Origin of the sequence: Gelidibacter sp. (assembly GCF_035577925.1) — a bacterium.
Taxonomy (GTDB): Bacteria; Bacteroidota; Bacteroidia; order Flavobacteriales; family Flavobacteriaceae; genus Gelidibacter.
In genome coordinates, this window is sequence record NZ_DATJCY010000041.1 from 1 (window position 1) to 2,481 (window position 2,481).

At 35.7% G+C, this 2,481-nt stretch carries 3 protein-coding genes; all 3 read left to right on the forward strand.

The window, feature by feature from the left end:
* Positions 1 to 296: 296 nt before the first annotated feature.
* Positions 297 to 1,424, forward strand: coding sequence for an MraY family glycosyltransferase (locus VNJ50_RS01390; RefSeq protein ID WP_325578334.1), 1,128 nt, complete (start codon positions 297 to 299; stop codon positions 1,422 to 1,424).
* 86 nt (positions 1,425 to 1,510) lie between these two features.
* Positions 1,511 to 2,275: a polysaccharide biosynthesis/export family protein gene (locus tag VNJ50_RS01395; protein ID WP_325578336.1), complete on the forward strand. Its 765-nt coding sequence runs from the start codon at positions 1,511 to 1,513 to the stop codon at positions 2,273 to 2,275.
* Positions 2,276 to 2,277: 2 nt separating this feature from the next.
* Positions 2,278 to 2,481: hypothetical protein (locus tag VNJ50_RS01400; RefSeq protein ID WP_325578338.1), on the forward strand; the 204-nt coding region annotated here is incomplete at its 3' end.

Sequence of the window (2,481 nt, forward strand, 5' to 3'; positions counted from 1 at the left end):
TATTACCTGGGTGATTTTGTGAACTGAAAAATTATGGACTTTTAGAGGCTGTTTAAGAATTATAGCTTGAATTATTATAGTTGTTTTTTAATTGGATTTTAGTTTTTAGCACTGTGGATTTAGCGGGCGAAATCAAAATCATCACAACTAAAATGAGCATAAAAAGATACTTAAATCAAATGAATATAAACGGAATAAATATTTTGTTAAAATTTTAACACTCTCTAGTACTTTACATGTATATTTGTCCAAGTCCCTCATATTTTCACTTATTGAGTTTTTAAACCTATACAGATATGATTCAAGAGCTTCTGGCTTATTTTAATCCGTTAGATTATTTAGGAATATGGTTATTGTGGGCGTTTTTACTGGCGTTTGTTGTCTCCTGGATGACCTTTCCCACAATTTTAAAAGTATCCCAAGTCAAACAACTTATGGATGAACCGGGAACAAGAAGCGCACATTCTACTAAAACGCCAACCTTAGGAGGGATTGCTATTTTTTTTAGTTTGACGGTGGTCATCACCACAATTGGCGGCGTGTTGGATACCAAATTATTAATGCTGCTTTTGGGGGGCATGACCGTCCTTTTCTTTTTAGGACTTAAAGACGATCTCTTGGTACTGGCACCACGAACAAAGTTTATGGGTCAATTATTGGTCGTCGGCGTTTTGATTATATTTACTGATACGCGCATTATTGGTTTTTTTGGACTTCTGGGAGTGTCCACCCTGCCTTATTGGATATCGGTCATTTTTACCTTGTTTGTATATATATTGATTATCAATGCCTATAACTTGATTGATGGGGTAGATGGATTGGCCGGTGGATTGGCATTGTTTGCTAGTGCAGCTTTCGCTTTTCTTTTTTGGATTATGAAGGATGTGAGCATGATGACCATTTCTGTAGCGGCCATTGGATCCTTAGTGCCTTTCTTGAGATTTAATTTCTCAAGAAAACGAAAGATTTTTATGGGTGATACGGGTTCGATGCTTATTGGGTTTGTAATTGCCTTTTTTGTCGTACGCTTTCTTAGTGAAACGTATACACTCCGTGCTTCATCACTATTTAATTCGGCACCCGTATTGGTGTTGAGTATTGTGTTCTTTCCATTGCTGGATACTTTACGTATTTTCTTTATTCGCACAGTGATCTATAAAAAAAGCCCCTTTGAAGCCGATAAGAACCATTTGCACCATGCCTTTATTAAATTAGGATATTCACACAAACAAACCACAGCATGTATAGTAATAATCAATACCATTTTGTTCGTCTTTGCCTTTTTATTTAAAGATTGTGATATCCATTTCCAATTATTTTTATTGCTTATCATTGGAACCATATTATATTCTGCTATTTTTATTTACCATAATTGGTTATTAAAAGACAAGTGCGAATCTAAAATAACTGAGGAGAGTCGATAATTTTGAATTGTTTTTAAATAAAACGCCTTACTTTTGCACTCTATCTATAACATTCTATACGGTTTAAACAGTTCAAAATAAATTTAATGAAACACATTGTATTGCTTTTAACGGCATTTCTTTTTTTAAGTTCTTGCGCCACCAAAAAGGAAGTTCTTTATTTACAGGATATTGATACTACAGGTGTGGGTCCCGTTACCTATCAATCTCCAACTATTCAGCCTAATGATATTTTGAAAATAACTGTTGAAAGCTTAAATCCTGAAGCTGCAATACCATACAACAAGTCTGTTGCCCAAGGTACCACGACTTCACGAAGTTTAGAGCTGATGCAATTGGAAGGTTATGTAGTAACTTTAAATAATACCATTAATTTGCCAGGCTTGGGAGAAGTTTCAACAAAGGATAAGACGACCGAACAACTTGGAGCCTACATTAGTAACCAATTGATTTCTGGAGGACATTTATTGGATGCTCGTGTTGATGTGCGCTTAATTAATGCTAAAGTTTCGATTTTGGGTGAAGTCAGAAGCCCTGGGACCTATAGTTATACTGAGCTCAACATGACCCTGTTGCAAGCGTTGGGTTATGCTGGTGATTTGACGATTAATGGTGAGCGGACCGATGTTTTGGTAACACGCGAAGTAGATGGCGTAAGAAAAGTATCCCATATTGATCTCACTTCAGCAGAATTTATGAATAGCGAATACTATTTTATCAAGCCCAATGATGTTATTGTGGTCAATCCAAATAACCCTAAAGTAAAATCTTCTGGATTTGTAGGCAACGTTGGTACGGTGGCAACCATAATATCCTTGGCTTTAAGTATAACTATTTTATTAACAAGATAAATATGGACGATTCGTTTAATAAGACATATACCATGGAAGAGGAGGATAGCCTCGATTTAAAACAAGAAATCAGTCGCTACTTGAGATATTGGCCATGGTTTGTTTTAAGTTTGGCCATTGCTCTCATTAGTGCCTATGTTTATTTAAGGTTCGCACCACGCGTTTTTCAAACCTATGCCAAAATAAAAATATTGGATAAATCGGAT